Genomic DNA, 20,506 nt, shown 5'->3' on the forward strand with positions numbered 1-20,506 from the left:
TTATAAATTAAAAGAAGCACCAATGCTAAATTGAAATTGATTGTTTAGTTTTTCATAACCAACCGGATCATTGTCATAGGAAGCAATTGGGAAACCTATTCTGAGAACAACCCAAATCCTTCAGAAAAGAAATAACGAATACCGGCATGAGCACCAAAATTTCGTAATCCCAAATTCAACCCCGGATAAATGTCCATTTCTGCCGGTAATTTTAATACATTTCCAATGTTGGCACTAAAACGGGCTTTTAAATCAAATCGATCTTCAAAGTTGGCTCCATCGAAACCTGCAGGCTCGTCAACGCCAAGAAGATATACAGTTTGTAGACCAACCGACATATTTTCGCCAATACCACGGTCATAAAACAAAGTAATTCCAGTTCCGTGGTCTTGAATATTGGCCCCTACTTGAAATTTTTGGTCTCCTTTTCCGCTATACGCTTGTGCATTAGCTAAGAAACCACTCAAAATCAATCCAAATGTAAATAGTTTTTTCATCGTAATAAAAATTTTTACAAAGGTAAACAATTCTGTTTTAACATTAAACTACTAATTTCTTCCTTTTTCGTTGGGATATAGTTCTGATAACGGTTCACTTTGCCAGAATTCTTTTGAATCTGCATCCAAAATCGTAAGCGGCCCATAGAAAGCAGCTCCGGTATCAATATTCCAAACACAGGCTTTATGAATTGGAATAGTTTCATTAAGTCGAGTAGTGGGCGTATGACCAATGAAAATTTCTTTATAAAGTAAAAACCGCTTCGGATAATACGGACTTTCTTTGGATAATTCCGGATTTAAAGACAAAGCGGTCTCCCACAACGTTCTATCCCAATAAAATAGCCGTGGATAATATTCATACACAATGCCGTTAACATTGGTAAAACCCGCATGAATAAACAACCGATTTTGTTCATCTAAATAATAATCGCGTAATTGATTTTCAAGGAAATCAATGTGTTCTAAACGTGTTTTTTCAGAGACTTTTTGATATGCATCAATCGTAGACTGACCGCCGTGTTTGAACCATTCTTGATTATAATCGTTTGTTTTTAAATAATTCAGTAATAATTCATCATGGTTTCCCCTGATGAAAATACAGTATTGTTTCTTTCCTAAATCAATTAAAAAATCTAACACTTGTGGCGATTCGCTCCACCCGTCTACATAATCACCTAAGAAAATTAATGTATCATTTTTACTGGCTTGGCTTCTTTCTAGCACTTGGTGTAAAGCCCGTAGACCTCCGTGGACATCACCGATTACATATGTTTTAGTCATTGCTTTTATCATATTTCACTTTTCTCAAAATCCGCATAGTTTCTTTAAAATTGACATAAACCAGTGGATTTTTTACTGATTTTAGGAGTGTTTTACCATCAATTAATTTTTGTTTGGCTTCTTCAAAACCGTTTAAATAACAAATCATTAAAGTGGAAGGCAAATTTACTAAATCCTTTTGGTCAGTTAAACTTAAACCAATTCCTTTTTGCAATTTTTGTAGCAAAGCCAAATTGGAATTATAAATGTGAAACATCATTTTTCTATTGTATTGAGGTGGTTCAAACAAAAAATCGTTTTCGATTTTATAATATCCATTATCAAAAAATGTCAACGTTTGTTTCTCCAACGGATAATAGCTTGTTTTGTCATTTAAACCAAGTGGAACATATTCAGTTATTGAAAAAGTCTTTTCATCATATTCAATCAAAACTTCATCAAAAGCGGAATAAAACAGTTTGACCTGTTCGTTAATGAGTTCAATATCCACGCGTGAATAAAAGGTTTTGTCACGTACTTTTTTCTTATTTCCGGCCCAACAAACCACAAAAAGCTCTTTAAAAACGTGGTATTTGGTAGCCATGTCTTTGTGACGATTGTTCATAAAATCCAAAACACCTTCTAATGTATAAGATATACTGTTTCGCGAATTATTTTCAATCCCAATCACCGTTTCGGTATTCATTTTTGAAAACGGAATTTTGTCTTCGGTCGGAATAGAATTGCTCCCTCTTCGAACAAAAACCGTTCGAGCCGGAATGGTGTAAATTCCTTTTTTAAAGGCTGAAACTTTACTATTTGGTTTTATTGTAACTAAACCAACTACTTTATCTTTAGGTAAATTGGGAAACGGCACATTTTCATATTGAATTTTTGGTGGATTTTCTAAAAATGCATTTACTAGATTTTGAATCCTACTATCATCAAAAAAATCATCACCGGTAATTTCATTGTCTTGATCTTCAACTCCAACAACAATATAAGAATTATTGGTTGGGTTCGAATTGGATAACGCACAAATGTGCTTCAAAAACTTCGCCTTCCCTTCTTTAGTGTGCAAATTCAACTGACGCTTTTTATCATAAAAACTACTCTCATCGTTGTGAGCCAGAAGATTTTTGATAAGAAGGCGTTTATTGATCATTTTAAAGTTGCGGGTTTTAAAGTTAAGAGTTGCGGGTTACGGATTAACTCGAAACCTATAACCCACCACTATTTTTTGTCAAACTTACTTCCGTTATTGTCAGATTTTACTAAGTAAGCCATGAACGAACCTATTTTTTTGCTTTCAGTAATTGTTTTCTCTTTTAAAAATTCAAATTCTTCTTCGGTTATATGTTTTCTGTCAAAAGCTCGGTATAATTGTGATCTCAACTCGCCACAAGAACCTTTAGAATAGCTCAAAAAATTTATAAATTCTCGTCGTCCATTCCTCTCAAAACCCTCAGCAATATTATCCATTGTTGAACCGGATGATCGATTCATCTGATTTTTTAATTCAAAGTCTTTTCCTAATGAAGTGTTTTCAAAAGCATTCCAAACATCTTGACAAATTTCTCTACTTAATTGCCAAATTTCTAATTCTTCAAACGTGTTAATTGTTGCCATTTTATAATTTCTTTTTTATGGATTATATGATGAACAATCTTAATCATAAAAAACATAAAATCCAAACTTTCAACCCATAACCTGCAACTTTCCAACCCGCAAACTACGGAACTTCATTCCCCATGCTTTCTGACCAAATTTCAAACCAATCCTCCGTGTCTAAAATTAATTCAGATGCTTTTTGTAATTGTTGAATGCGAGCTACATTAACCGTCCCGGCAACAGGAATAATGTTGGATGGATGTTGCATAATCCAAGCCAATAAAATGATGTCTGAACCAAAATGATATTTTTCAACCAATCGAGCTAATAATTTTTTTAATCGACGAGTTTGTTCAGTGTCTTCTCTAAAAATTGTTCCCAATGGATTCCATGCCATCGGTCGAATATGGTGAATTTGCATATGGTTTAGACTTCCATCTACCATCGGTTCAAAATGCGTTGCCGAAAATTGAATTTGGTTGTATGAAACGTTTGTTTTTTGCTGAATTAAATCGGTTTGAAAAGGAGTAAAATTCGATAATCCGAAATCTAAAATCTTACCGTCTTTTTTTAACTTTTCAATCGCTGTTGCAATTTCATCGGCTTGCATTAAAGGACTTGGGCGATGCAATAGAAAAACATCCAAATAATCGGTTTTTAGATTTTTAAGCGAATTTTCTGCTGACCAAATGATGTATTCCTTTGAATAATCATAATGTTTGATTTTGTTGTTTCGATTGTTAGTTACTAATTGAATACCACATTTTGAAACCAACTGAATTTTTGAGCGATCAATCTTACTCTGTTTAAAACCCTCTCCAAAAGTTGCTTCGGTGGTATAACCGCCATAAATATCAGCATGATCAAATGTTGATATTTTATTTTCTAGACAAACACGAATGAGGTTGGCCATTTCGAGTGCACTTAGATTTTTGTCCCAAACGCCCCAATTCATGGTTCCTGCTACAACAGGAGATAATTTTGTTTTCATTTTTAATAGTAATAGGTAAAGGGTTATGGTTAATAGGTAGTTAAAGTTGAAATAAGAAACCTAAAACTTTCAAACCCACAAATTTTTCTAATCGGTCTTAAAATTATAAAAACTAAATCACAAATCACTCTTAAAACCTATGATTTTATTGAAGTTTTAACGGTATGTTAACATCTTGAAAGGAATAAAATTTTCAATTTGCACTGTTAATTTATACATATAAAATTCGAGCTATTAAAAGAGGAATTATGGAAGAAAATACAACTACGCTGGACATCAGAGCGATCAATGAAAAAATTGAAAGAGAAAGTGCTTTTATTGACCTGCTAACGTATGAAATGAATAAAGTTATCGTGGGCCAAAAACACATGGTTGAACGACTATTGATTGGGCTTTTGGGTCAAGGACACATCCTATTAGAAGGTGTTCCCGGTTTGGCTAAAACATTAGCCATAAACACCCTGTCACAAGCTGTTCAAGGAACTTTTAGTCGAGTCCAATTTACGCCAGATTTATTGCCTGCCGATGTGGTTGGAACCATGATTTACAACATCAAACAAAATGAATTTTCCATCAAGAAAGGACCAATTTTCGCCAATTTCGTCTTAGCTGATGAGATTAACCGTGCTCCTGCCAAAGTGCAATCGGCTTTATTAGAAGCCATGCAGGAAAAACAGGTAACCATTGGTGACACGACTTTTAAATTAGACAGACCGTTCTTAGTTTTGGCTACTCAAAACCCAATTGAACAAGAAGGAACCTATCCGTTACCGGAAGCTCAAGTCGATCGTTTTATGCTAAAGACCGTCATTGATTACCCTAAAATGGAAGATGAACGATTGGTGATTCGTCAAAACTTAAAAGGGAGTTATGAAAAAGTAAATGCCGTAATTTCGATCGATCAAATACTTCGTGCTCAACAAGCCGTTCGTGAAGTGTATATGGATGAGAAAATTGAAAAATACATTTTAGATATCATCTTCGCGACACGTTTTCCTGAAAAATATAAATTAGAAAGTTTAAAACCGTTAATCAGTTTTGGATCGTCTCCACGTGGAAGCATCAATTTAGCCACAGCTGCAAAATGTTACGCCTTTATCAAACGTCGTGGTTATGTCATTCCGGAAGATGTGCGTGCCGTTGTACATGATGTATTGCGTCACCGTATTGGAATCACCTATGAAGCCGAAGCAGAAAACATCACTTCGGTAGAAATCATTAATAAAATTGTAAACGAGATTGAAGTACCTTAATAAGTTGCGAGTTGAAAAGTTGCGAGTTGAAAGTTTTAACCCGTAACCCGTAACCCGTAACCCGTAACTAAATTATGGAAACAAAAGACTTACTCAAAAAAGTACGAAAAATAGAAATCAAAACCCGACGATTGAGCGATCATATCTTTTCGGGAGAATACCATACGTCTTTTAAAGGTCGTGGGATGACTTTTTCCGAAGTTCGTCAATACCAATTTGGCGATGACGTTCGTGCGATTGATTGGAATGTGACTGCACGTTACAACGAACCTTACATCAAAGTTTTCGAAGAAGAAAGAGAGTTAACGATGATGTTGATGGTTGACATTTCCGGTTCGGAAAGTTTTGGTACAAAAAATCAGTTGAAAAGTGAAATTATCACTGAAATAGCTGCAACTATGGCATTTTCAGCAACTCAAAACAACGATAAAATTGGTTTGATTTTGTTTTCCAATGAAATTGAGCTTTACATTCCGCCCAAAAAGGGAAAATCGCACGTGTTGCGAATTATCCGTGAGTTGATAGAATTTAAACCAAGAAGCAATAAAACGAATATTTCCAATGCGTTGAAATTTTTATCGAGTGTGATGAAAAAGAAAGCGATTGTATTTTTTATATCTGATTTTATAACGGATGATAATTATGAACACACCTTAAAAATCGCCGGAAAAAAACATGACATCACAGGAATTCGCGTGTTTGATATTCGGGAAGAAAAAATGCCAAACATCGGAATGGTGAATATGTTGGATGCTGAAACCGGCGAAACGATGTTAGTGAACACCAATTCAAAATCCATCCGAATGGAATATGAAAAATATTACCGCGAGAAAGTAACTTTTTTCAAGGAAACTTTTTCAAAATGCGGTTCAGGAACAGTAAATACAAGAGTTGACGAAAGTTATGTAACCAAATTACTAACCTATTTTAAATCAAGATAATCATACGCCAATTTCAAATAATTTTGTAAATCGCTGTGAAACAGACAATGAAAATTAAATTATATATCTTTTTTCTACTTATTTCAACCTTCGTTTGTGCTCAACAAAAAAGAGTAACAACTTCGGTTGACAGCACCAAAGTTAAGATTGGTGCACAAATCAATTTAACCTTCAAAACAACGGTGGATACACTTTCAAAAGTGGCTTTTCCGGAAGGGAAATTATTTGGCAGTTTAGAAGTGTTAGAAAGTTATCCCACCGATACTATCAAAGAAAACGAGAAGTATCAACTTATCAAAAAATATGGTTTAACGCAATTTGACAGTGGAAAATACACGATACCATCGTTAAAAGTTATCATTAATTCAAAGCCGTTTGCAACCGATAGTGTTTTAGTAGAAATTCTTCCGGTTGTGGTGGATACGTTAAAGCAACACATGTATGATATCAAAGACATTTCAACTGTTCCAAATGATTACTCGAATTGGTGGATTTATTTGTTGATTTTAATCGGAATTGCCGGAATTGGGTATCTTATTTATTATTTGATTAAGAAAAACAGGAAACCCCTAGAAGAGGAAATTGTTTATGCTTCTCCCATTGAAAAAGCGACAGCACATTTAAAATCATTAGAAAAAAAGAGTCTGGTGGAAAGGGGCGAAGTAAAAGAATATTATTCCGAACTGACTGATATTGCTCGAACGTATATTGAAGAAGCCATCGAAATTCCGGCAATGGAAAGTACGACAGACGAATTAATTTCTGCTTTCAAAATCGCCATCGTCAAAAAGAAACTTTCGCTTACGGAAGAAACCATAAAAAACTTAGAAAAGGTTTTAAAACAAGCCGATTTAGTAAAATTTGCCAAATCAAAACCATTAGAATTTGAAATAGCTGATGATAAAATTAAAATCGAAAAAACCATTTTCAAAATTCATCAATCCATTCCTGAAGAAATCGAGGAAGATGAATTAGAAGACAACGAAGCCAATCAAGCGAAAATTTTAAAACGAAAAAAAGCAAAAAAGAGAACCATTATTATCGTTTCTGCGATAATTGTTGTTTTTATCTCGTTGGGAATTGTAGTTGCCGTGAAAGGTTTCGACTTTTTAAAAGACAACATCCTTGGTCATCCAACCAAAGAATTATTAGAAGGCGAATGGGTTTCAAGTCAATACGGGAATCCGGCCATTAAAATTGAAACGCCAAAAGTGCTTCAACGAATGGATGTTTCCAAAATGATGGGCGGACAGCAGTCGGAAATGGCTGATATGCAAATGTTCGGCTACGGAGCAATGATGGATCATTTTTACATTGCGATTATGACCACCAAATTAAAACAAGAGATAAAAATTGAATTGGCTCAGGCATTGGAAGGTTCGTTAAAAATGATGGAAGCTAACGGTGCTCAAAACATTTTAGTAAAACAAGAAGAATTTAGCACTAAAGAAGGCATTAACGGATTGAGAGGTTTCGGAACCATGAACATTTTAGATCCAATTACCAAAAAAAGCAGAAAAGCGTATTACGAAGTAATGTTTTTTGGTCAAGAAGGCGGATTGCAACAAGTTATAGTACTTCATGAAGAAGGCGATGAAGTTGCCAACGAAATAACAGAACGAATTATGAATTCGGTTGAAATTGCCATAATAAAATAACTATGGAAAACATCACTTTTTTATATCCACAGTTTTTCTGGTTGTTCACCCTTCTGCCGGTGGCAATCGCTTGGTATATTTGGAAAAGAAACAAGCAAACACCTACTTTAAAAGTAAGTTCATTAAAAGGTTTTAAAGTAAAAAGTTCTATTTTACCCAAATTGAAACCGTTGTTGTTTGCGATGCGAATTTTAGCTCTAAGCTTTATCATTGTAGCGTTAGCCCGACCAAGAACAGTGGACGTTAGCAATAAAACCAAAACCACTCGCGGAATTGATATTGTGATTGCCACCGACGTTTCAGGAAGTATGTTGGCCAAAGATTTAAAGCCCAATCGCTTGGAATCATTAAAAAAAGTGGCAGCAAACTTTGTGAAAGACCGACCGAATGACCGTTTTGGAATTGTGGTTTATGCCGCAGAAAGTTATACTAAAACTCCCGTAACCAGCGATAAATCCATCGTAGTTGAAGCAATCAAAAGTATTAACTATGATAATGTTCTCAAAGACGGAACCGGAATCGGGATGGGATTGGCCACAGCCGTAAATCGTTTAAAAGACAGTAAAGCCAAAAGTAGAATTGTTATTTTGTTAACCGATGGTGTAAACAATGCCGGATTTATTGAACCGGAAACAGCCGCGGATATAGCAAGAGAATATGGAATCAAAGTGTACACGATTGGTTTAGGAACAAACGGAATGGCAGAATTCCCTTATGCCTATGCACCAAACGGAGGATTTTTATTTCGAATGATGCCGGTTGAAATTGATGAAGCCTTAATGAAAAGTATCGCAAAAAAAACCGATGGGAAATATTTTAGAGCCACAAGCAACAGCAAATTAGAGAAAATCTATAACGAAATCAATAAGTTAGAAACGACTGAAATAGAAGAACAACGTTTTTACAATTACGACGAAAAATTCCGCCCATTGATTTGGATCGCAGCCATATTATTGTTGATAGAAATTTTATTAAAACAAACCATTTTTAGAGGTTTTATATAATATGTATTCACAAATAGACGAAAAAATATATTTATACTTTTTAGCTGTTATCCCAATAATAGTGATACTTTTTTTAGTCAATTTATATTGGAAAAGAAAAAAGCAACGCGAATTTGGCGATGTTGAATTAGTGAAAAAATTGAGCCCTGAAAAGTCGGTTTTTAAGCCGGTTTTGAAAATCACCGTTCTACTTTTGGCTTTTTCGAGTTTAATCATCGGTTTAGCCAATCCAAAAATTGGTAGTAAAATGGAAACTGTGAAGCGAGAAGGAATTGATGTGGTTTTTGCTATCGACGTTTCTAAAAGTATGTTGGCCGAAGACATGGCTCCCAACCGATTAGACAAAACCAAACAAATTGTTTCACAAATCATTAATCAATTAGGAAGCGACCGAATCGGAATGGTGGCTTATGCCGGAAGTGCTTTCCCGGTTTTACCCATTACAACAGATTATGGTGTGGCAAAAATGTATTTGCAAGGCATGAATACCGATATGGTTTCATCACAAGGAACTTCACTAGAAGAAGCAATCAAATTATCTGCGAATTATTTTGATAAAGGAAATGCTACAAATAAATTAATTATTCTCATTTCGGATGGAGAAGATCATTCCGATGGTGTGGATGGAGCCATCGAAGAAGCTCTTAAAATAAAAGCAAAAGTAATCACCATTGGTGTGGGAACCGAAAAAGGCGGACCCATTCCAATCAAACGAAATGGCGTAGTCGAAAATTTCAAACGTGACCAAAACGATGAGGTTGTCGTAACCAAAATGAATCAAGAAATCCTGAAACAAATAGGAAAAGGGACAAAAGGCGGTTATGTTTATGGTGGAAACACGAAAGATGTGCTGGATTATGTGAAAAATGCATTAGATAACATTGAAAAAACCGAATTTGAAACCACACAAGTAGCCGATTTTCAATCACAATTTCAATGGTTTTTGGGCATAGCTTTTGCACTGTTGTTCATCGATATTTTTCTGTTAGAAAGAAAAACAGGTTGGATTAGTAAGTTGAATTTATTTAATGAAAAGGAATCATGAAGCAAATCGTTTTTTTAATTAGTTTATTATTTTCTTTTTTAATTTTTGCTCAAGAAGAAGTGAAAAAAGAGAAAGATAAAATTTTACCTAAAGCAAATAAGGCTTTCGCTGAAAAGAAATATACCGAAGCTGAAGCACAATACCGCATTTCCAATTCTAAAGGTTTATCAGGTGCGGCACCATCCTATAATTTAGGAAATTCTATTTACAGACAAAAACAGTTTAGCGAATCAAAATATGCGTATTCACAAGCGTATGAAAAAGCAACCACTAAAGAAGAGAAACACAAAGCATTGCACAATTTGGGCAATGTCTATATGAAAGAAAAACAATATAGCAAAGCTGTTGAAACATATAAAAACGCATTGCGAAATAATCCTTCCGATGAGCAAACCCGTTACAATTATGCTTTAGCCAAAGAATATTTAAAAAATAATCCCGAAGATCAAAACCAAGATAAAAAAGACGATAAGAAAGAGGACAAGAAGGACGATAAAAAAGACGACCAAAAACAAGACAAAGGCGACGGAGATAAAGACAAAAAAGACGATAAAAAAGAAGGCGACAAAGACAAAGGAAAAGGCGACAACAAAGAAGACAAAAATGAAGGCGATCAGAAAAAAGATCAAAATCAAGGTGGTCAGCCAAAACCGCAACCTTCGGGAATTTCTAAAGAAAGCGTCCAAAATCTATTAGATGCCGTTAATAATGAAGAAAAGAAAGTACAGGAAAAAGTGAATCTTCAAAAAGTAAAATCAAAACCTGTTCAAACGGAAAAAGATTGGTAATTTAAAATGAAAAAATTAGTATTCATACTATTATTAACTTGTCAGACAATTTTTGCTCAAGTTCAGTTTGAGGCCAAAGCGAGTAAAACTTCTTTGGGACTCAACGAACGCTTGCGGATCGATTTTACAATGAACGTAGATGGCGATAATTTTGTTCCTCCAGCTTTTGAAGGTTTCAGAGTCATTGCCGGTCCAAGTCAGCAAGTAAGTCAATCGTGGGTAAACGGGAAAAGTTCGTTTAACAAAACGTACTCCTATTTTTTATTACCTACTCAAAAAGGAACAATTTCTGTTAAGCAAGCTTCAATTGAATACAACGGACAGGTTTATAAAACTACACCAATAAGTATCAAAGTTACCGATGCCGTGCAACAACCACGTGATCCAAACGACAATTCGGTTTCCATCAATGATGCGTTGCATTTAGTTGCCGAAGTCAGTAAAACCAATCCATATGTAAACGAACCCATCACGGTAGTTTACAAATTATATTTCAGTCACAACATCGGAATTTCGAATTGGCGGGAATTGGACAAACCAAAATACAACGATTTTTGGAGTCAAAACATCGATATTAAACAATTGGTTGCTGAAGAAGGAAATTACAATGGTGAACGTTTTCGTTTTGTAGTACTTCGTAAAACGGTTTTATATCCACAAAAATCAGGAAAATTGGAAATTGAACCTTTGTCTCTAGATATTGATGTAGAATTACCAACCAATCGACGCAATATTTTTGGTCAAGTAATGTTGACTAAAGACCATAAACGTGTTTCTGCCGGAAGCAAAATTATCAATGTGAAACCACTTCCTGAAAACGGAAAACCAATCGACTTTTCTGGTGCAGTTGGTAAATTTAATTTTAAAGTTACACCTTCTAAAACCACTTTAAAAAATGGTGAAAGTATGGATTTGGAAGTCAGTGTTTCCGGTTCAGGAAATTTAAAATTATTTAGTTTACCCAAACCGGTTGTTCCTACAGCTTTGGAAATGTATGATCCGGTTCACTCCGAAAATGTAACTACGCCTTTGAGTGGGATGAATGGAAAAATCTCCGATAAATACACAATTATTCCACAATTCAAAGGAAATTATACGATTAAACCGATGCAGTTTTCGTATTTTGATTTAGGAACGAACAGTTATAAAACCATCACTTCCAACGAAATTACGATTAATGTAGCAGACGGACCGTCTTCACCTAACACAGGAACTGCTAATCAGGACAATGCTTCTGCGGAAAAAAAGACGGTTTCTGCACAAGATCAATTCAAATTTATTCATCTAAAAACTAAATTATCCCAAATAAATAAAAAGGATTTCTTTGGTTCAACGCCGTATTATGTTTTATTGGGAATACCGTTTTTATTGATTCCGTTTATTATTTTATTTAAGAAGAAAAAAGAAGCAATCGATGGTGATGTGATGGGTAATAAGTTGAAAATGAACAACAAATTGGCAAAGAAATATTTATCAGAAGCCAAAAAACAATTAGGAAACAAAGAACCATTTTATGTGGCTTTGGAAAAATCGTTGCACAACTTTTTGAAAGCAAAATTGAAAATTGAAACCTCGGAAATGAGCAAAGATTTAATCAAAGAATTATTAGCCGATAAAAAAGCTCAACCGGAAACGATTGAAAAATTTATTCAAATCACAGAAAATTGCGAATTAGCTCGCTATGCTCAATTTTCAAATGTAGCCATGCAGCAGGATTTTGACAAAGCGGCAGAAGTAATTTCGGAATTGGAAAAACAAATTAGTTAACCACAAGGTTCACTAAGAAGGCACAAAGAGCACAAAAAGTTTACTATGAGTGAAGATGAAATCGCAAAAATAGTTTTTGAATCAGCCTTAAAAGTTCACAAGGCTTTAGGTCCGGGATTGTTAGAAAGTGCTTATGAAGAGTGTTTGTTTTATGAATTAAAAAAGCAATCGTTAAAAGTAGAAAAACAGAAAGCGTTACCTTTAATTTATGAAGAAGTAAAAATGGATGTTGGCTACAGAATCGATATAATAATTGAAGATAAATTTATTGTTGAAGTGAAATCGGTTGAAGCATTAAATGAAGTTCATTTAGCTCAAATTTTGACTTATTTGAAGTTGACAGAATGTAAATTAGGAATGCTAATTAATTTTAATGTTAAACAATTAAAAAATGGAGTTCGAAGAGTAATCAATGGCGTTCTATAGTGACCTTTGTGCCTTCTTTGTGAACTTCGTGGTAAAGAAAATGAAAAATATCATCTATATTTTACTCTTGCTAACCCAAACATTTTGGGCTCAGAGTGTTTTTGATAAAGGAAACGAACACTATCGAAAAGGCAATTATCAAGAAGCGATTAATGCTTATGAGAGTATAATAAAAGGTAAAAAAGAATCGTGTGATTTGTATTTTAATTTGGCCAATAGTTATTATAAATTAAATCAAATTGCTCCTGCGATTTATTACTATGAAAAAGCACTTTTGATAAGTCCAAATGACAAAGACATTCAGAATAACTTAAAATTCGCTAAAAACAGTACGATAGACGACATAAAAGAAGTTCAAAAAGTAGGATTTGAAAAAATTCTAGGCAATTTCACAGGACTTTTTCATTATAATTCTTGGGCCTATATTTCAGTGGGATTAGCTGTTTTGTTTCTATTGTTTTTCATAGGATATTATTTCTCACAAACAACCTTGGCAAAACGCATCTTTTTTGTGGGAATGTTTATTGTTCCGATTTTGATTTTGATGGCTGTTGGTGCGGCTATTTTTGAAAGAAATCTTTACATCAGTATAAAACCGGCAATTGTTTTTGCGGATGTAATTTCCGTAAAAAACGAACCGAGAGAAAATGCAACTGAAGCATTCATTCTTCACGAAGGCACAAAAGTTTTTGTGTTAGAAACGGTTGATAATTGGAAAAAAATCGAACTTACCGATGAAACTGAAGGATGGATTTTGAGTGGAGCCATCAAGGAGTTGAAGTAGTTTCTTCATATACTTTTTTCACATCTTCAATCCAATTTGTAACCATTGGCATCATAAAAGAAGTTGTATCTAAAATTGGTCTGTAAAAAACAGATTTTTCTTGTTTTTCTTTTGAAATGAATTGATTATCGATGTTTACTTTTTGAACTAAATTTAAAACTATTCCAATCAACAAAGAAGTTTTCACAACACTAAAAATTGCACCCGCTAATTTGTTTACCCAACCTAAAAAAGCAAAATCAGCAATTTTTGTAAATATTTTTGCTAAGAAATGAACGCCAATCACCACCAAAATTAAAGTCAATACAAAAGCTGTAATTTGAATTGTTTGCGGATTCCAATTGACAAAATCTTCTAAAAAACCTTTCACCAAATACGAAAATTTAATCGCAAGAAAAACACCTAAAATAAACGAAATGATTGAAGCAATTTCAACAAACAAACCGTTTTTTACGCCTTGATACAATCCTATAATTAATAAAATTCCAATAACAATGTCCATTTTCAAAAAATAAAGTTCACTAAAATACTAATTTCCGTTTAATCGATGGCAACTTCTTATCTTTGCCAAAAAATAATTGTGGATGATTGATGAAATAACTCTTCTATCTTCCCACTTCCATCTTCCATCATGTCAAGAGATATTCAATTAAAAGAACGTTGGGAAAACGTTGTCACCATACTATCCAATCAATTTGTCGAGGGCGATGTACTCGACCTAGATGCCATTATCTATTTAATTGGCGTTCAGGAACTCGGTAAAGTAAAAAAAACTTTCAAAAAAGACGAAAAAATCGAACTCATGCACATTGCCATTTGCCGTTTATTAGAACCGTATGGCTATTATGAATTTGAGTTTTTTGATAACGACGGCTGGCCACATTACAAAGTAAAAGAAGAACTTCCGCCACTCAAAGCAGGCGAACAGTCGGTTTTGATGAAAGAAGCGATTGTGAATTATTTTTTGGAAAGGGAACTGATTAAATAGTTGTCAGTTTTTATAAAAACTCCCAACTTCCAACTTCCAACTTCCAACTTTTTACTAAATTTGCACCTTTACAGCACGAACGATGATAGATAAGATAAAAGAATACATTGGCGAAGCAGAAGCTTTTCAAACCGATAACAAAGAAACACTAGAACAGTTCCGAATTAAATTTTTAGGAAGCAAAGGTTTGTTGAAAGACTTGTTTGCCGAATTTAAAAATGTTCCAAACGAACAAAAAAAAGAATTTGGTCAGGTTATCAATACGTTGAAAAACACGGCTGAAGAAAAAGTAAAATCTATTCAGGAATTGTTGGAAAGCAAAGAAGAATCGGTTGGACTTTTTGGCGATTTAACGCGTCCGGGTGAGCCATTTCCAATTGGTTCGCGTCATCCTATTTCGTTGGTAAAAAATCAAATTATCGATATCTTTTCAAATATTGGATTCAATGTTTCCGAAGGGCCGGAAATTGAAGACGATTGGCATAATTTTACCGCTTTAAACTTACCTGAATACCATCCGGCAAGAGATATGCAAGACACGTTTTTTATTCAAACCAATCCTGATGTGTTGTTGCGAACGCATACGTCATCCGTGCAGGTGCGATACATGGAAAACAATAAACCGCCCATCAGAACGATTTCTCCGGGACGAGTTTTCCGAAATGAAGCCGTTTCTTCGCGTTCACACTGTATTTTTCATCAAGTAGAAGGACTATATATTGACAAAGATGTTTCGTTTGCCGATTTAAAGCAAACACTTTTATATTTCACCAAAGAAATGTTCGGAAAGTCCAAAATTCGTTTGCGACCTTCTTATTTTCCTTTTACCGAACCAAGTGCTGAGGTCGATATTTATTGGGGTTTAAAAACCGAAACCGATTACCGCATCACCAAAGGAACCGGATGGTTAGAAATTATGGGTTGCGGAATGGTAGATCCAAATGTGTTGAAAAACTGTGGCATTAATCCTGATGAATACAATGGTTTTGCTTTTGGTATGGGAATCGAACGTATTGCGATGCTTTTATACCAAATTGGCGATATTCGTATGTTTTATGAAAATGATGTTCGCTTTTTAGAGCAATTTAAAACGAGTATATAAGAATTTAGAATTATATGATTAACGATTTTTGATTGCAGATTTAATTCCACAATCAAAAATCGTCAATCTTCAATCGTTAATCCCATGAAATCCGATATTATCATCCCAAAAGTAGAAAACGTCTTTCTTGCCGCCATCCAAGAATGGAACGACGACTTTATGGATAACGTTTGGAATGTTTATCTCATCAACGACAGCGACTTTACATTAGACAGCGTGATGGTCGTTTCAAAAGCGTTTGGAACCGTTAATGGCGAAATGAAAAAAACATCGCTTTTGCGACATGCTTTTGTGGAAATACCTTCTGTTTCTGCTGTGAAAATTGAAATGATTGAAGCCAGTGTTTTGGCCTTAAACAATGAATTCATGGTAACCTATTTCATTGGAAACACCTTATACGACAAAAAATTTACTTTCAGAACCAATACCATCAACGAACGGGCAACGGAAGAAGTGCCTGTTTTGTTTAAGAATGGGGTGGTGGTGAAGTAAAAGAATATAGAACAAAGAGAATAGAAAATAGACTAAATCTATAAGTGTCTTGTCTATTTTCTTTATTCTATAATCTATTTTCTAAAAATTAATCCAACTTATCCGTCAATTTTTTAAACACACTTTTCGGGTCTTTACTTTCGTATAAAATTTCATAAACAGCATCAATAATTGGGGTTTTGGCTTTGTAATCTTGGTTGAGTTTGTAAGCACTTTTGACGGCATAATATCCTTCGGCAACCATACTCATTTCCATCATAGCACTTTTTACTGTGTAGCCTTTTCCAATCATATTTCCAAACATTCGGTTGCGTGAAAAAACAGAATAACCGGTTACCAATAAATCGCCCAAATAAGCCGAATTATTGATATTGCGTTTCATTTTATGTACTTTTCGGATGAATTTTTTCATTTCTCGAATCGCATTACTCATCAACAAGGCTTGAAAATTATCACCATAACCTAAACCATGAGCCATTCCTGCAGCAATGGCGTAAATGTTTTTTAGCATTGCTGCATATTCAGTTCCGATAATGTCATCGGAAATTTTTGTTTTGATGTAATTGCTGTTTAAATTCTTGGCCACAATTTTAGCTTTTGATGCATCAGCACACGCAATAGTTAAGTAGGAAAGACGTTCCAATGCCACTTCTTCTGCGTGACACGGACCGGTGATTACACCAATGTTTTCATAAGGAATGTCATATTTTTTGTGAAAATGTTCGCCAACAATCAAAAATGTTTCAGGTACGATTCCTTTGATGGCAGAAAAAATAATTTTATCACTTAATGATGCTGTTAACTTTTCTAATTCAGCACTCAAAAAAGCAGAGGGAATAGCAAAAATAAGAATGTCGGCATAATTTACCGCTTCGTTTATATCCGTAGTTAAGTGTAATTTTTTGGTGTCAAATTCAACGGAACTTAAGTAATTGGGATTGTGCTTTTCGGTTTTAATATGGTCAATAGCGTTTTGATTTCGCATGTACCAACAAATTTGAGATTGATTGACACAAAGCATTTTTGCTATGGCTGTAGCCCAACTTCCGCCACCAATTACAGCAAATTTTGGAGAATTGTTCATTTTGTTTGTTTAGTTTGCAAAGGTAAATTTAACCTAAATTTTTAAATTGATAGTTTAAAAGTTGAATCAATTTGTTTGATGAAACCGTTTTGCCTACAGAATGCTCATTTTCATTAAATTGTGGCAGAGCTAAATTTTGTTCCAACGCTTTTTCTGTATAATATTTTTTTCGGGTGGGATGAAATGGAGCAACAGCATTTAAAACCGTATTCCAAACTTCTTTTTCAATGATTTTTTGAATAATTTCTATGCAATCCTGTTGATGAATTAAGTTGATTGGTGCTTGTGGATTTTCAATATTATTTCTTCCTGCTAAAAAATTTATAGGATGACGGTCTTCGCCAATTAATCCGCCAAATCGGAGAATTGTAGATTGAAAATTTGAATTATTTAAAAGTAAATTTTCAGAAATTAGCAATTGTTTTCCACTTTCCGTTTCCGGATTTGGAACAGTTTCTTCCGTTACAACTTGATTTTCATCAGCATAAACCGAAGTAGAACTCACAAAAAGCACTTTTTTAACCGACGATTTTTCGACAAACGGAATAAAATTCTCCATTTTTGAGACGAAACTTTCACCGGAACTTCCTCTTAATCCGGGTGGAATGTTGATGATTAAAATCTCTGAATTTTCTAAAAAATCGACAATTTCATGTGAAATATCATTCGCTTGAAGCGAAATTAAAAATGATGAAATTCCTTCGTTCTTCAGAATTTCTAATTTGGCTTCGGTTGTAGTTGATCCTTTTATGGAGTAGTCCTTTTGAAGCAACTTTTTCGCCAAAGGCATTCCCAACCAACCACAACCTAAAATGCTAATTTGTTTCAAGACTGTCTTTTTGAGTGATTAATGTATCGATGTGTGTTTGAGCGTTTTCGATAATTTGAACTTTTTTTGGAACAGATTTATATATTTTCTTCTTCACAATGATTGCATCCGTCAATACAAATGGCATCGGAATAAAAGCATCCGGTCGTTTAGGAATACTGAATTGCGTATTTTCCAATAAATCAAAAGAAGAAACCATCACAGCCATGTCGAGTTTTTCGTCTTTATGAATTTGAAAACTCAATAGTAATGGTTTGTTATTAATCGGATAATAATTCAATAAATTGGATTTTTTACGTTTAAAAAAGCTTCCTTCTTGATTGATATTTTGCACACCATTTGCTTTTAAATGGTGGATTTTTAATTTTTCTGAAGCAAAAATATCCATGCGGTTTACGTTTTTATTAGCATCAATTTGAAGTGTAATGGCTCGTTGGTTCCCTACAATCGTATCTCTTAGAAAAGTAAAAGTTGGCTTAGCTATATTTTTCTTTGGAGCTATTGCAGAATAGCTGTAACCTGAATTGTACTTGCTGGATAGACCATATTGATTCAAACTATTGTCCAAACTTGGGTTTTCGCCTAAATAATTTTTGGTCCAATGGTCTAAAACTTTATCATAGGTTGCCCAATTGGCTTGCTCTTTATCGGCATCATATACATAAAGTAAACTGTTAGGTTTTCCTTTTCCTTTTTCAAATTTGCCATCAAAATGAGCTTTGATAAAAAATCCAATAGAAATGATAAATAATAGTGTTCCCCAATTGGCTTTTTTTGAATAATTGCCAAAAACAGGCAATAAAAGTGCAAAAGTTAATACCACTAAAACGGCACTTCCGGCAAGCATTTTTAAGCCCAAACCGATTGGTAACAATTGAATAAAAGGAGCAAAAATTACGAGAGCCGGAATGCTAAAAGCTAAATTTATAAAAGGATTTGATTTTTCTTTAAACACAAAATACATTAGCGTAAATACACCGAAATAGGGGGAAAATACAAAGAAAGCAGCTCCTTTTAAATAAATACACACCAATAAATTAATGATGAACCACAAAAATACCGGAGCTACAAAATGACTTGGCACCAATTTACTTTTAGTGAATTTCGCATACACCCAAAAACAAATGGCCAGCGACAGTAAAACAAACGCAGCAATATAACTATGTCCGTTGTAGGTGAATTTATGAAGCATATCTTGGTATTGCGGATAGAGTGATAAAATCATTTCCCAACCGAAAAAAGAAACCAGTCCTACGATAATTAGGGATAAAAACAAAGGAGCAAATCCGCGGATAACTTCTTTAAAATCTAATAAATGTTTGCCTAATCCAATGATTACAACACCAAGAAAAAGTACAAAAGCAACAATTAAAAGTGGAAAATTCCATGAAAACGGATAATGAAAAAAACCAATTGGTGAGCTGAAATATACGTGATCTTCGTCTGTTTTAAGATTACTCAAATCAGCATTTGAATAATAATTCAGCAATGGCATTAAATAGGTTGCTTGATGTTCAATAGATTCCGGTGTAATGTTTTCAAAATTATCTTGAACCGTATGATAATCAAAATGATCATCAATAAAGGCAAAATTAAAACCTGGAATATTGGCTTTTTCGCGAAAAGCGGTTAAATCGGTATCGTTGGGAAGCATTTTATAAATGCTGTACATCAAGGAATTAGAAACCGGATATTTAGGATTGGCGTCACTAAATGTTTTAATCAAATTGGCATTTCCGCCGTTGGTTTCGGCCAACATCATAGATGGTCCTGCTGTTCCACGAGCTTCAAAATTGATGACTAAACCTACTTCTTTTGCCCAAGGATGTTCGGAAGCAAAGGCATACGCACCATTTAAACCCAATTCTTCCGCATCAGAAAAAACTATGATAATATCGTTTTTTGGTGTTTTGTTCGTATGTAAATAGGTTCTGATTCCTTCTAAAATAACGCCCAAACCATTGGCGTCATCACTTGCACCATACGATTTGGTATGAGGAGCACTGTCAAAGTGAGTGAGTAACAAAAGTGATTTTGAAGAATCGAAACCTTTAATTTTGGCTACAATATTTTGTGTTTCCACTAAATTATTCCATTTGCTCAGAATGGTACTTTTTTGAATTTGTGGTGCAAGCCCTAATTTTTTTAACTCACTTTCTAAATAATTAATAACATTTTGATGGTATGGAGATCCCACATAATGCGGTTCTTTTGAAATTTCTTTCACATGTTTTAAAGCTCTTTCAGTTGAGAATTCTGAAAGTGGCACATTCCCTTTTGAATAATCAGACGGCATCATTCGATAAAAAATGAACCAAATAATTCCTGCAACCAAAAGAGAAAGTAATAAAGAAACGTAATTTTTTTTCATGATTGGATAAGTTTGTGGTTAGTGGTCTCTTTTGACTAACATGAAATAGTCATTTTCCAATGCCATATAGCCTTGATCATATAAAAAATGATAGGTATTTCCGGTTTTGGTAT

The 20,506-nt window shown here is 34.2% G+C and carries 20 protein-coding genes and 1 pseudogene; 12 read left to right on the forward strand and 9 right to left on the reverse strand.

Annotation, left to right across the window (positions count from 1 at the left end; translation table 11 throughout):
* From ACIQ0M_RS09780 to ACIQ0M_RS09800, 5 genes and pseudogenes are all read right to left on the reverse strand, one after another.
* Window positions 1-497: pseudogene (locus ACIQ0M_RS09780) on the reverse strand (DUF6646 family protein).
* A gap of 51 nt (window positions 498-548) precedes the next feature.
* The gene (locus tag ACIQ0M_RS09785; RefSeq protein WP_396151711.1) at window positions 549-1,292 is read right to left on the reverse strand and encodes a metallophosphoesterase family protein; all 744 of its coding nucleotides are present in this window, start codon (window positions 1,290-1,292) and stop codon (window positions 549-551) included.
* A complete protein-coding gene (locus tag ACIQ0M_RS09790; protein ID WP_396151713.1) occupies window positions 1,273-2,424 on the reverse strand; it encodes an ATP-binding protein in 1,152 nt (383 codons plus the stop codon). Before ACIQ0M_RS09790 ends, ACIQ0M_RS09785 begins: the two co-directional genes overlap by 20 nt.
* A gap of 68 nt (window positions 2,425-2,492) precedes the next feature.
* On the reverse strand, window positions 2,493-2,888 hold the full coding sequence (locus ACIQ0M_RS09795; RefSeq protein ID WP_396151715.1) for a four helix bundle protein: 396 nt from the start codon (window positions 2,886-2,888) through the stop codon (window positions 2,493-2,495).
* A gap of 103 nt (window positions 2,889-2,991) precedes the next feature.
* Entirely contained in the window at window positions 2,992-3,861 is an 870-nt protein-coding gene (locus tag ACIQ0M_RS09800) for an aldo/keto reductase family oxidoreductase (RefSeq protein ID WP_396151717.1), read from the reverse strand.
* A gap of 248 nt (window positions 3,862-4,109) precedes the next feature.
* On the opposite strand from ACIQ0M_RS09800, the gene ACIQ0M_RS09805 reads away from it, so the two are divergent.
* The 9 genes from ACIQ0M_RS09805 to ACIQ0M_RS09845 all read left to right on the forward strand — a co-directional run bounded on the left by ACIQ0M_RS09805 (window position 4,110) and on the right by ACIQ0M_RS09845 (window position 13,527).
* A complete protein-coding gene (locus tag ACIQ0M_RS09805) occupies window positions 4,110-5,114 on the forward strand; it encodes an AAA family ATPase (RefSeq protein WP_396151719.1) in 1,005 nt (334 codons plus the stop codon).
* A 74-nt stretch (window positions 5,115-5,188) separates the two neighbouring features.
* Window positions 5,189-6,055 carry a DUF58 domain-containing protein gene (locus ACIQ0M_RS09810; RefSeq protein WP_396151721.1) on the forward strand — a complete coding sequence of 289 codons (867 nt, stop codon included), beginning with the start codon at window positions 5,189-5,191 and terminating at the stop codon, window positions 6,053-6,055.
* 47 nt (window positions 6,056-6,102) lie between these two features.
* Window positions 6,103-7,713 (forward strand): hypothetical protein, encoded by a 1,611-nt coding sequence (locus tag ACIQ0M_RS09815; protein ID WP_396151723.1) that lies wholly within the window; start codon window positions 6,103-6,105, stop codon window positions 7,711-7,713.
* Between the two features lie 2 nt (window positions 7,714-7,715).
* A complete protein-coding gene (locus ACIQ0M_RS09820; protein WP_396151725.1) occupies window positions 7,716-8,717 on the forward strand; it encodes a VWA domain-containing protein in 1,002 nt (333 codons plus the stop codon).
* A gap of 1 nt (window position 8,718) precedes the next feature.
* A complete protein-coding gene (locus tag ACIQ0M_RS09825; RefSeq protein ID WP_396151727.1) occupies window positions 8,719-9,762 on the forward strand; it encodes a VWA domain-containing protein in 1,044 nt (347 codons plus the stop codon).
* Window positions 9,759-10,550 (forward strand): tetratricopeptide repeat protein, encoded by a 792-nt coding sequence (locus ACIQ0M_RS09830; RefSeq protein ID WP_396151729.1) that lies wholly within the window; start codon window positions 9,759-9,761, stop codon window positions 10,548-10,550. The genes ACIQ0M_RS09825 and ACIQ0M_RS09830 overlap by 4 nt, the downstream gene beginning before the upstream one ends.
* A 6-nt stretch (window positions 10,551-10,556) precedes the next feature.
* Window positions 10,557-12,317, forward strand: coding sequence for a BatD family protein (locus ACIQ0M_RS09835; protein WP_396151731.1), 1,761 nt, complete (start codon window positions 10,557-10,559; stop codon window positions 12,315-12,317).
* A gap of 45 nt (window positions 12,318-12,362) precedes the next feature.
* Window positions 12,363-12,743 (forward strand): GxxExxY protein, encoded by a 381-nt coding sequence (locus ACIQ0M_RS09840; protein WP_396151733.1) that lies wholly within the window; start codon window positions 12,363-12,365, stop codon window positions 12,741-12,743.
* Window positions 12,744-12,783: 40 nt separating this feature from the next.
* Complete coding sequence (locus ACIQ0M_RS09845; protein ID WP_396151735.1) at window positions 12,784-13,527, forward strand: tetratricopeptide repeat protein; 744 nt, start codon at window positions 12,784-12,786, stop codon at window positions 13,525-13,527.
* On the opposite strand, the gene ACIQ0M_RS09850 is transcribed toward ACIQ0M_RS09845, so the two are convergent.
* Window positions 13,511-14,029 (reverse strand): CvpA family protein, encoded by a 519-nt coding sequence (locus tag ACIQ0M_RS09850; protein ID WP_396151737.1) that lies wholly within the window; start codon window positions 14,027-14,029, stop codon window positions 13,511-13,513. The two genes, ACIQ0M_RS09845 and ACIQ0M_RS09850, sit on opposite strands and share 17 nt — an antisense overlap.
* A 129-nt stretch (window positions 14,030-14,158) precedes the next feature.
* On the opposite strand from ACIQ0M_RS09850, the gene ACIQ0M_RS09855 reads away from it, so the two are divergent.
* The 3 genes from ACIQ0M_RS09855 to ACIQ0M_RS09865 all read left to right on the forward strand — a co-directional run bounded on the left by ACIQ0M_RS09855 (window position 14,159) and on the right by ACIQ0M_RS09865 (window position 16,109).
* A complete protein-coding gene (locus ACIQ0M_RS09855) occupies window positions 14,159-14,515 on the forward strand; it encodes a hypothetical protein (protein WP_396151739.1) in 357 nt (118 codons plus the stop codon).
* 82 nt (window positions 14,516-14,597) lie between these two features.
* On the forward strand, window positions 14,598-15,617 hold the full coding sequence (gene pheS / locus ACIQ0M_RS09860) for a phenylalanine--tRNA ligase subunit alpha (RefSeq protein WP_396151741.1): 1,020 nt from the start codon (window positions 14,598-14,600) through the stop codon (window positions 15,615-15,617).
* An 84-nt stretch (window positions 15,618-15,701) separates the two neighbouring features.
* Window positions 15,702-16,109: a hypothetical protein gene (locus ACIQ0M_RS09865; protein ID WP_396151743.1), complete on the forward strand. Its 408-nt coding sequence runs from the start codon at window positions 15,702-15,704 to the stop codon at window positions 16,107-16,109.
* A gap of 88 nt (window positions 16,110-16,197) precedes the next feature.
* Here ACIQ0M_RS09865 and ACIQ0M_RS09870 read toward each other — a convergent pair whose 3' ends face one another.
* From ACIQ0M_RS09870 to ACIQ0M_RS09880, 3 genes are read right to left on the reverse strand one after another with little or no spacing between them, the layout of a single operon-like run.
* Window positions 16,198-17,193, reverse strand: coding sequence for an NAD(P)H-dependent glycerol-3-phosphate dehydrogenase (locus ACIQ0M_RS09870; RefSeq protein ID WP_396151745.1), 996 nt, complete (start codon window positions 17,191-17,193; stop codon window positions 16,198-16,200).
* A gap of 28 nt (window positions 17,194-17,221) precedes the next feature.
* The gene (locus ACIQ0M_RS09875) at window positions 17,222-18,022 is read right to left on the reverse strand and encodes an NAD(P)H-binding protein (protein WP_396151748.1); all 801 of its coding nucleotides are present in this window, start codon (window positions 18,020-18,022) and stop codon (window positions 17,222-17,224) included.
* A complete protein-coding gene (locus ACIQ0M_RS09880; RefSeq protein WP_396151750.1) occupies window positions 18,009-20,393 on the reverse strand; it encodes a M28 family peptidase in 2,385 nt (794 codons plus the stop codon). The genes ACIQ0M_RS09875 and ACIQ0M_RS09880 overlap by 14 nt, the downstream gene beginning before the upstream one ends.
* Window positions 20,394-20,506 lie beyond the last annotated feature (113 nt).

Origin of the sequence: Flavobacterium sp. (assembly GCF_044339515.1) — a bacterium.
Classification (GTDB): Bacteria; Bacteroidota; Bacteroidia; order Flavobacteriales; family Flavobacteriaceae; genus Flavobacterium.

Excerpts from the sequence above, each read along its gene's own strand:
- ACIQ0M_RS09855 (WP_396151739.1), top strand. The coding sequence starts at position 14,159 with ATGTCAAGAGATATTCAATTAAAAGAACGTTGGGAAAACGTTGTCACC.
- ACIQ0M_RS09870 (WP_396151745.1), bottom strand. The coding sequence starts at position 17,193 with ATGAACAATTCTCCAAAATTTGCTGTAATTGGTGGCGGAAGTTGGGCT.
- ACIQ0M_RS09825 (WP_396151727.1), top strand. The coding sequence starts at position 8,719 with ATGTATTCACAAATAGACGAAAAAATATATTTATACTTTTTAGCTGTT.
- ACIQ0M_RS09850 (WP_396151737.1), bottom strand. The coding sequence starts at position 14,029 with ATGGACATTGTTATTGGAATTTTATTAATTATAGGATTGTATCAAGGC.
- ACIQ0M_RS09880 (WP_396151750.1), bottom strand. The coding sequence starts at position 20,393 with ATGAAAAAAAATTACGTTTCTTTATTACTTTCTCTTTTGGTTGCAGGA.
- ACIQ0M_RS09840 (WP_396151733.1), top strand. The coding sequence starts at position 12,363 with ATGAGTGAAGATGAAATCGCAAAAATAGTTTTTGAATCAGCCTTAAAA.
- ACIQ0M_RS09820 (WP_396151725.1), top strand. The coding sequence starts at position 7,716 with ATGGAAAACATCACTTTTTTATATCCACAGTTTTTCTGGTTGTTCACC.
- ACIQ0M_RS09795 (WP_396151715.1), bottom strand. The coding sequence starts at position 2,888 with ATGGCAACAATTAACACGTTTGAAGAATTAGAAATTTGGCAATTAAGT.
- ACIQ0M_RS09845 (WP_396151735.1), top strand. The coding sequence starts at position 12,784 with ATGAAAAATATCATCTATATTTTACTCTTGCTAACCCAAACATTTTGG.
- ACIQ0M_RS09805 (WP_396151719.1), top strand. The coding sequence starts at position 4,110 with ATGGAAGAAAATACAACTACGCTGGACATCAGAGCGATCAATGAAAAA.
- pheS (WP_396151741.1), top strand. The coding sequence starts at position 14,598 with ATGATAGATAAGATAAAAGAATACATTGGCGAAGCAGAAGCTTTTCAA.
- ACIQ0M_RS09830 (WP_396151729.1), top strand. The coding sequence starts at position 9,759 with ATGAAGCAAATCGTTTTTTTAATTAGTTTATTATTTTCTTTTTTAATT.
- ACIQ0M_RS09810 (WP_396151721.1), top strand. The coding sequence starts at position 5,189 with ATGGAAACAAAAGACTTACTCAAAAAAGTACGAAAAATAGAAATCAAA.
- ACIQ0M_RS09800 (WP_396151717.1), bottom strand. The coding sequence starts at position 3,861 with ATGAAAACAAAATTATCTCCTGTTGTAGCAGGAACCATGAATTGGGGC.
- ACIQ0M_RS09785 (WP_396151711.1), bottom strand. The coding sequence starts at position 1,292 with ATGATAAAAGCAATGACTAAAACATATGTAATCGGTGATGTCCACGGA.
- ACIQ0M_RS09815 (WP_396151723.1), top strand. The coding sequence starts at position 6,103 with ATGAAAATTAAATTATATATCTTTTTTCTACTTATTTCAACCTTCGTT.
- ACIQ0M_RS09865 (WP_396151743.1), top strand. The coding sequence starts at position 15,702 with ATGAAATCCGATATTATCATCCCAAAAGTAGAAAACGTCTTTCTTGCC.
- ACIQ0M_RS09790 (WP_396151713.1), bottom strand. The coding sequence starts at position 2,424 with ATGATCAATAAACGCCTTCTTATCAAAAATCTTCTGGCTCACAACGAT.
- ACIQ0M_RS09835 (WP_396151731.1), top strand. The coding sequence starts at position 10,557 with ATGAAAAAATTAGTATTCATACTATTATTAACTTGTCAGACAATTTTT.